We start from the raw sequence: 7,921 nt of genomic DNA on the forward strand, positions 1-7,921 counted from the left end.
CGCGATGCGACTCGCGCTGCTCGCTGCGTTTCGCTTCCCCGCGCCGCAAGGCTCGCAGCGCTATGCGGACGAGCAGGCGCGCGCGCTCGCCGCGGCCGGCGCCGACGTCACGCTGTTTTGTTATGGGCGCGGCGACGGGCGCGACACCGGCGCGCTCCAGCTCGTGCGCAGCGCGCCGTGGCTCGCGCCGGCAAAACCGTCCGCACGGCTCGACTTGCGCAAACTGCCGAGCGACGCGTCGCTGATGCGCGCGCTCGTTCGTGCGCACCGCGAGCGCGCGTTCGATGCCGTGCTCGCGCACAACGCCGAGGCCGCGCTGCTCGCCCTCGCGCTGCGCCCGCTGCTGCGGGCGCCGGTCGTCTACGTCGCGCACACGCTGTGGGAGATCGAGCTCTCGGCGTACCTCCCGAGCGCGCGCGCGGTCGCTCGCCTCACGCGCGCGCCTGGCGCTGCGCTCGATCGGGCGCTCGCGAGTCGCGCCGACGCAACGCTCGTGCTCTCGCGCGCAGCGGAGGCTGCGCTGCGCCCCCACGTGCGCGCGCCCCTGCTGCGGGTTCCGCCGGGCTGGACGCGCGAGCGCGCTCCGGACGCGGATGAAGTCGAGGACGTGTGCCGGCGCCACGAGCTCACGCCGGGGGACTACGCGATCTACACGGGCAACCTCGACGCTTATCAGGATCTGCCCGAGCTCGACGCCGCTGTCGGCGAGCTCGCGCCGCGCAAGATCGTCGTCGCCACGCACGACTCGCGGCGCGCGAGCTTCCGGCATCTCACCGTGCTGCGCGTCGCCTCGCCCGAGGAATCGCGGCTGCTCGTGTACGGCGCACGCTGCGCGGTCGTGCCGCGCCGCCACGTGGGCGGCTTCCCGATCAAGCTGCTGCAATACCTCGAGGCGAGCCGAGCCGTCGTCGCGCGCGCGCCGCTCGCCGACACGCTCGCGCACGGCGAATCGGCGTGGTTGTTGGGCCGGGATGCCGCCGCAGGCGAGCTCGCGACCGCGATCGCGCGCGTCTACGACGACTCCGCGCTCGCGGCGCAGCTCGGAGCGGGTGGTCAGCGCGCGTTGCTGAAGGCGCACGACTGGCCCGCGCTCGCGACCGACACGCTCGATCTCGCGCGCGAGGCGATCGCGCGCGGGCGCTAGCCGCGCGGCTTCAGCGCGATCGTCGCGATCATCCCGAAGATCGAGGTCGCGTAGGCGACGCCGATCAGCGCGGTGAGCAGCCCGCCTGGAATGTTGGTGTGAAAGTCGCCGCCAGGTTCGAGCAGCTTTCCGAAGAAGCTCCCGTAGAGGCCACCCATCGTCGCCGCCCACGCCGCCGCGAAGGCGGCGCGGCGGCGCAGATCGTCCGCACGGAACCAGAGCGCGCCCGCGATCAGGCCGCCGCCGATCAAGTAGTCGTCGAGCACGAACGGCAGCGGCCGCCCTTGGCCCCAGCTGCGGAGCGTCTCGCCGAGAATCAGCGAAGCGCCGAGCGTGATCGCGAGGCCCTTCAGCAGCTTCTCCACGCGCGCGCCTCCGGTTACTTCTCGCGCTTGCCCGCCTCGCGGATCACCTCGTTCGGTGCGTCGTGGAACACGGTGCGCCCGATCGCGCTGGTCTGGCCCGCGTCGACCACGAGGGTGTGCGCAGTGACGTAACGCGCTTCCTCACTCGCGAGGTAGAGCAGCGCGTTCGCGATGTCGCTCGGCATGCCCGCGATCCCGAGCGCCGAGCCCGCCTTGATCTGCTGCTCGGTCTTCGCCGTCGCGTTCGGATCACCCGTAATGACTGAGCTCGTCATCGCCGTGACGGTGTTGCCCGGCGCGACCGCGTTCACGCGAATGCCGAGCGGCGCGAGCTCCGACGCAACGGACTTGGTGAGGCCGACGACCGCATGCTTCGCCGCGGTGTAGGCGTGCGGGCCGAGACCACCGACGACGCCCGCGGTGCTCGCGATCGAGAGAATCGCGCCCGTCTTGCGCGGGCTCATCACGCGCGAAGCGTGCTTCATGCCGAGGAACACGCCGCGCAGCAGCACCGCGATCGTCTTGTCCCACTGCTCGGCGCTGGTGTTCGCGATCGGCCCCACCGCGCCCACGATGCCGGCGTTGTTCACCATCACGTCGAGCTGACCGAACGCGCTCACCGCGAGGTCCACCGCCGCGGCGACGTCCGCCTCCTTCGTCACGTCGCAGCGGATGAATCGCGCGCGCTCGCCGAGCTGCGCGGCGACCTTCGCGCCCGCTTCCTCCTGGAAGTCCGCGACGACGACGCGCGCACCGTTCGCCACGAACACGCGCGCGGTCTCGGCGCCGATGCCCGACGCCGCGCCCGTAACAACCACCACCTTGCCTTCGAGTCGCCCTGCCATCTCGTCCTCCTTTGCGCGCCGCGCGCGCGTCAGTCGTTCCAACGCTCCAGCAGCTGCTCGAGCCGCTTCGCGTTCTCTTCTTCCGTCTTGGCCAGCTCGGCGAGCGCATCCTGCGCCGCCTTCGCGAGCGCGAGGGCCGCAGCGAGTGCGCGCCACACGTCGGCGCCCTGGCGCTCCGCGGCCGCTTGCAGCGCGATCTGCTCGCGCAGCGCGAGGCCGACGAACAGCGAGTCGTAGATCCGGCGCGCTTCTTCTTGCAGCGCATCGAGCTTCGCGTGCCGTGCCGGCGTCAGCGGGAACAGCGCATCCGCGCGCCGTGCGATCTCTTCTTCGCCGCGAGCGCACGCGAGCAGAGCGCCCGCATGTTGGGGCGCTTGCTTCGCCCACGCTTCGTAGCGCTGTCCCGCGAGCCGCTCGAGGCGCGCCATGAACACAGGCCGCTCGTCGCCGTCGAGCCTGCGCGTGAGCGGCGCGAGCAGCAGCCTGAGGCTCGGCGCTGCCTTGCGCGCAGCCTCGAGGCTCGCGCTCACAGCAGGCCGCCCTCCGGCGCGGCGATCGCGCGCTGGTTGTAGAGCATCTTGCGCAGCGCCTCTTGCTCTGGCTTCGAGAGCGAGCCGGGGTCCATGCGCAGGTCGCTGCCGACGGCCATGCCGCGCTGCACGCCCGGTCGCCCTGATAACTCGGCGTGCCAGCGCTTGAAGTACTTGAAGTCGTCGAGGTTCTGCCCGTGAAGCTGCGGGTTCGCCGCCCACGGGAAGCAGATCATGTCGGCGACCGTGTACTCGTCGCCCGCGAGGTAGCGGCGGTCGTAGAGGCGGTTGTTGAGCACGCCGTAAAGCCGGTTCGCTTCGTCCGAGAAGCGGCGCTTCGCGTAGCTCTGATCGCCGGCGGCGTCACCGAGGCGGTGGAAGTGTCCGTACTCGCCGAGCTTCGGGCCCTGATTCGCCATTTGCCAAATCAGCCACTGCTGCACTTCCGTTCGGCCGCGCAGATCGCGCGGGTAGAAGCGGCCCGTCTTCTCCGCGAGGTAGAGCAGGATCGCGCCCGACTCGAACACCGAGAGCGGGGCGCCAGCGTCGGCCGGCGCGTGATCGACGATCACGGGCATGCGGTGGTTCGGGTTCCACTTCAGGAACTCCGCCTTGAACTGATCGCCGCGCCCGATGTTGCACGGGACGACGCGGTAGGGAACGCCCGCCTCCTCGAGGAAGATCGTGACCTTCTTGCCGTTCGGCGTCGGCCAGTAGTGCACGTCGATCATGGGGTCCTCCGCGGGCGCGACGCCCACTCTATCGCGATCGCCGCGTCTCCTTCCGATAAGCTGCGCGCCACTTCAGAACGACCACCCCACCCTGCGCATGCGGGGCGGGGCCGTCGTGCATTTCGGAAACGCATCGTGAACGCCACGCCCACGCGCCTAACAGATCTCGCCGCACGCCTGGCCGCGCGCACGGCGCCGGCTCGGCTCGTGGGCCTGCGCGGGGCCGCGCGCGCCATCGCGATCGCGCGGCTCGCCGATGCGCACGCGTATGCGCCGGTGCTCGTCGTCGCGACCGGCGCGAAGGCCGCGGATGCGCTGATCGAAGATCTGCGCCTCGTGCTCGGCGAGCTGCCGCCCGAGCAGGGCGGTCGCGTGCGCATGTTCCCCGCGCCCGACACGACGCCGTACGACCGCTTCTCGCCGCAGCCGTTCGTGGTGGCGCAGCGCATGGACGTGCTGCACCGCCTCGCGGTGTTCGGCCAGGGCGGTGCGAACGGCAGCGCGCCGCCGATCTTCGTCGCGCCGTGGACCGCGCTCGCGCCGCGAGTTCCCTCGCGCGAGGCGGTGCTGCGCGCGTCGCTCGGCGTCGTGAAGGGGAAGCCGCTCGATCGCGACGCGTTCGTCGCCGCGCTGCTCGCCGCGGGCTATGCGCGGCAATCGGTCGTGGAGGAGCGCGGCGAAGTCGCCGTACGCGGCGGCGTGGTCGACTTTTTCCCGCCGCACCTCGCGAAGCCCGTGCGCATCGAGCTGTTCGGCGACGAGGTCGAGTCGCTGCGCGAGTTCGACCCCGCGAGCCAGCGCTCGCAGGCCGAGCTCGAGCGCGTGGTCGCGCCGCCGCCGCGCGAGCTGCTCGTGACGCGCGACCTCGCCATCGAGCGCGGCGACGCGATCCGCGCCGCGGCGCTCGCGCAGGGCGTCGCCGCGCGCGACATCGACTTGCTCCTCGACTCGCTGCTGCGCGGCAGCATTCCCGCCGGCGCCGAGTCGATCGCGCCCCTGCTCCAGCCCGCGCTCGAGACGATCTTCGAGTTCCTTCCCGAGAGCGCGCTCATCGTCATCGACGAGCCCGAGCTCGGGCACGATCGCCTGCTGCGCTTCTCGGGCGAGGTGATCGAGAACCACGACGGCGCGCGCCAAGCGGGCCGCCTCGTGTGCGAGCCCGACGCGCTCTACGTCGGCGCAGACGCGCTGCTCGCCGAGGTCTCGCGGCGGCGCGCGATCTCGCTGGAGCGCCTCGAGGTCGTGTCGCCGGGCGCCGAAGCGGTGAAGGCGTTCGGGCACGACGAGCTCGCGGCTTCGCTGCGCGCGGCGCGGGGCGAGCCGGAGCCGCTCGCTCCGCTGGTCCGCGCGCTCGCCGGCTTTGCGCGCGAGGAGATGCGCATCGTGATCGCCGCACACGCGCTCTCGGGCGCCGAGCGCACGCGCGTGCTGCTCGGCGAGTACGGAGTGGAGGCGTCGCTCGCGCGCGAGCTCGCGCCGCACACGGCGTGGTCCGCGCCGGGCGCGATCGAGGTGCGCATCGCCGATCTCAGCGAGGGCTTCGTGCTCGCGGACGAGCGCCTCGTCGTGCTCACCGAGGAAGAGTGCTTCGGGCCGCGCGAGAAGCGTCGCGCCGCTGGCAGCGCGGCCGAGGGCTTCGCGATCGAGTCATTGGGGCAGCTCAGCCCGGGCGACTACCTCGTGCACGCCGAGCACGGCATCGGCATCTACCGCGGCCTCGTCCTGCTCGACGTTGGGCGCACGCGCGACGAGTTCCTGCGCATCGAGTACGCGGGCGGCGACAAGCTCTTCGTGCCCGTGCACCGCCTCAGCCTCGTCACGCGCTTCGTCGGCAACGAAGGCGCACTGCCGCCCGTCGACAAGCTCGGCGGCGCGACGTGGGAGAAGACCAAGAGCGGCGTGCGCCGCAAAGTGCGCGACATGGCGAAGCAGCTGCTGGCCGTGCACGCCGCCCGCGAGCTCGCGGCGGGCTTCGCGTTTCCGCCGCGCGACCGCTCGCTCGAAGAGTTCGAGGCGCGCTTCCCATACGAGGAGACGCCGGACCAGCTCGCGGCCATCGACGACGTGCTCGCCGATCTCGCGCAGGCGCGGCCGACGGATCGCCTCGTGTGCGGCGACGTGGGTTACGGCAAGACCGAGGTCGCGATCCGCGCCGCGCATCAAGTCATCATGGCCGGCAAGCAAGTCGCCGTGCTCGTGCCCACGACCGTGCTCTGCCAGCAGCACATCGAGACGTTCCAGAAGCGCTTCGAGGGCCTCCCCGCCACGATCGAGTCGCTCTCGCGCTTCGACCCGCCGAAGGACGCGGCGAAGACACTCGAGGGCCTTGCGAGCGGGCGCGTCGACATCGTCGTCGGCACGCATCGCCTGCTCCAGAAGAACATCGCGTTCCACGATCTCGGCTTGCTCGTGATCGACGAGGAGCACCGCTTCGGTGTGGCGCACAAGGAGCGCATCAAGGAGCTGAAGCAGACGGTGGACGTGCTCACGCTCACCGCGACGCCTATCCCGCGCACGCTGCAGATGGCGTTCAGCGGCCTGCGCGACATGTCCGTGATCCAGACGCCGCCGCCGAATCGCATCGCGATCCGCACGCAGGTGTGCCGCTTCGACGAGTCGCTGATTCGCGAGGCGATCCTGCGCGAGACGCGGCGCGGCGGGCAGGTGTTCTTCGTGCACAACCGCGTGCAGACGATCGGCAACGTGGCCGAGCTGCTCGCGCGCATCGTGCCCGAGGCGCGCGTGATCGTCGCGCACGGCCAGATGCCCGAGCGCGAGCTCGAGCAGAAGACCTACGACTTCTTCCACGGCAAAGCCGACGTGCTGCTCTCCACCACGATCATCGAGAGCGGCGTCGACGTGCCGCGCGCGAACACGATCCTGATCGACCGCGCCGACGCGCTCGGCCTCGCGCAGCTCTATCAGCTGCGCGGCCGCGTGGGCCGCGGCAGCCAGCGCGCCTACGCCTACCTGCTGATTCCCGGCGAGGCGGCCCTGACGAGCGACGCGCGGCGCCGCCTCGAAGCGATTCAGGACCTCTCCGCGCTCGGCTCCGGCTTCCGCCTCGCGAACATGGACCTCGAGATTCGCGGCGCGGGCAATCTGTTAGGGGCCGAGCAGTCGGGCAACCTCGGCGCGGTCGGCTACGAGACCTACATGGAGCTGCTCGGCGAGGCGGTGGACGAGCTGCGCGGCAAGCAGCGGGAAGTGCAGGTCGACCCGGAGATCCGCCTCGGCGTCGCGGCGCGCCTGCCCGAGGCCTACGTCGCCGACGTGCAGCAGCGCCTCGTGCTCTACAAGCGCCTCGCGAGCGCGCCCGACGACGCCGAAGCGGATCGCCTGCGCGACGAGCTGCTCGACCGCTTCGGCCCGCTGCCGAAAGAGGCCGAGAACCTGCTCGCCGTGATCCGCCTCAAGATCGCCGCACGCACGCTCGGCATCGCCCAGGTGATGCTCGACGGCCCCGAGCTCGTCTTCACCGCCGCGTCGTCCACGCGCGTCGACCCCGCGAAGCTGCACAAGCTCGTCACGCGCCGAAGCAAAGATCTGCGCGTGATGCCGGATCAGCGCATCCGCGCGCAGCTCGCCGCGCGCGATCCCGAGGCGGTGTTCGCGCGGGCGCGCGAGGTGCTCAGCGAGCTGGGGGCGGTGTGAGAAATCGCCAATTCCCGCCAGATTGCGCCAGAGCCTACTGGTCGAACTTTCCTTGCCTCACGTACTTGTGTACCTCCCGCTCATGGTGATCAGAAGGGATCCATCGAGCCGGTTCGACACGAGGGGCGTTAAATGCCGCCTCGTTCGCGATCCAGTCGGGTCACTCGCAGACTACCTTGCACTCCTCTCGCCTTTCCTCCGACTGCCGGGCTCCTACTGGTTCCGCGGTCACGCATCGAAGGACTGGCGACTTGTCCCTTCCGCTTTGCGCTTCTCAACGCTTCGTGAGCGCGAGCGGGCGCTGGCGCTTCTCGTAGAGTTCAAGCGAGTCGCAGAGATCAAGCTCCCAGCAAGTCGCGTTCCGGCGGTCGACGAGGAATTGCGGTGGCTTCAGGTGGCACAGCACTTCGGTGTGCCTACGCGCTTGCTAGATTGGACGGCTAATCCTCTCGTGGGCCTCTACTTCGCCTGCTGCGAGCTTCCGGACGAGGATGCTCTCGTCTTCATGGTCGAAAGCAACGGTCTTGACCTGCTGGCATTTCTCGGACCAACGGTCTCTAGAGAACGGCCCCTGGTTGCTCTGTTGATCGACCTCGCGCGGCAAACTCTGCCGGCGTGAGATTGCCGAGGCTCGAGTGCGGACGGACGGTGT

Annotated in this window: 7 protein-coding genes; 3 read left to right on the top strand and 4 right to left on the bottom strand. The window is 70.6% G+C overall.

Annotated elements, in window-relative coordinates:
- The first annotated feature begins 4 nt into the window (after positions 1 to 4).
- Entirely contained in the window at positions 5 to 1,144 is a 1,140-nt protein-coding gene (locus FJ091_18580; GenBank protein ID MBM4385364.1) for a glycosyltransferase, read from the top strand.
- On the opposite strand, the gene FJ091_18585 is transcribed toward FJ091_18580, so the two are convergent.
- From FJ091_18585 to FJ091_18600, 4 genes are read right to left on the bottom strand one after another with little or no spacing between them, the layout of a single operon-like run.
- Complete coding sequence (locus tag FJ091_18585; protein MBM4385365.1) at positions 1,141 to 1,509, bottom strand: hypothetical protein; 369 nt, start codon at positions 1,507 to 1,509, stop codon at positions 1,141 to 1,143. The two genes, FJ091_18580 and FJ091_18585, sit on opposite strands and share 4 nt — an antisense overlap.
- 14 nt (positions 1,510 to 1,523) lie before the next feature.
- Positions 1,524 to 2,354 (bottom strand): glucose 1-dehydrogenase, encoded by an 831-nt coding sequence (locus tag FJ091_18590; GenBank protein ID MBM4385366.1) that lies wholly within the window; start codon positions 2,352 to 2,354, stop codon positions 1,524 to 1,526.
- Positions 2,355 to 2,383: 29 nt separating this feature from the next.
- A complete protein-coding gene (locus FJ091_18595) occupies positions 2,384 to 2,884 on the bottom strand; it encodes a hypothetical protein (protein MBM4385367.1) in 501 nt (166 codons plus the stop codon).
- Entirely contained in the window at positions 2,881 to 3,615 is a 735-nt protein-coding gene (locus tag FJ091_18600; protein ID MBM4385368.1) for a glutathione S-transferase N-terminal domain-containing protein, read from the bottom strand. The genes FJ091_18595 and FJ091_18600 overlap by 4 nt, the downstream gene beginning before the upstream one ends.
- A 135-nt stretch (positions 3,616 to 3,750) precedes the next feature.
- On the opposite strand from FJ091_18600, the gene mfd reads away from it, so the two are divergent.
- Complete coding sequence (gene mfd / locus FJ091_18605; GenBank protein ID MBM4385369.1) at positions 3,751 to 7,269, top strand: transcription-repair coupling factor; 3,519 nt, start codon at positions 3,751 to 3,753, stop codon at positions 7,267 to 7,269.
- Between the two features lie 67 nt (positions 7,270 to 7,336).
- Complete coding sequence (locus tag FJ091_18610) at positions 7,337 to 7,888, top strand: FRG domain-containing protein (protein ID MBM4385370.1); 552 nt, start codon at positions 7,337 to 7,339, stop codon at positions 7,886 to 7,888.
- Positions 7,889 to 7,921: the final 33 nt, after the last annotated feature.

The sequence above is a fragment of the Deltaproteobacteria bacterium genome, from assembly GCA_016875395.1.
Lineage (GTDB): Bacteria > Myxococcota_A > UBA9160 > UBA9160 > UBA6930 > VGRF01.

What these genes read in the sequence shown, in the direction of transcription:
- FJ091_18600 (MBM4385368.1), bottom strand. Translation starts at nt 3,615, where the DNA reads ATGATCGACGTGCACTACTGGCCGACGCCGAACGGCAAGAAGGTCACG.
- FJ091_18580 (MBM4385364.1), top strand. Translation starts at nt 5, where the DNA reads ATGCGACTCGCGCTGCTCGCTGCGTTTCGCTTCCCCGCGCCGCAAGGC.
- FJ091_18590 (MBM4385366.1), bottom strand. Translation starts at nt 2,354, where the DNA reads ATGGCAGGGCGACTCGAAGGCAAGGTGGTGGTTGTTACGGGCGCGGCG.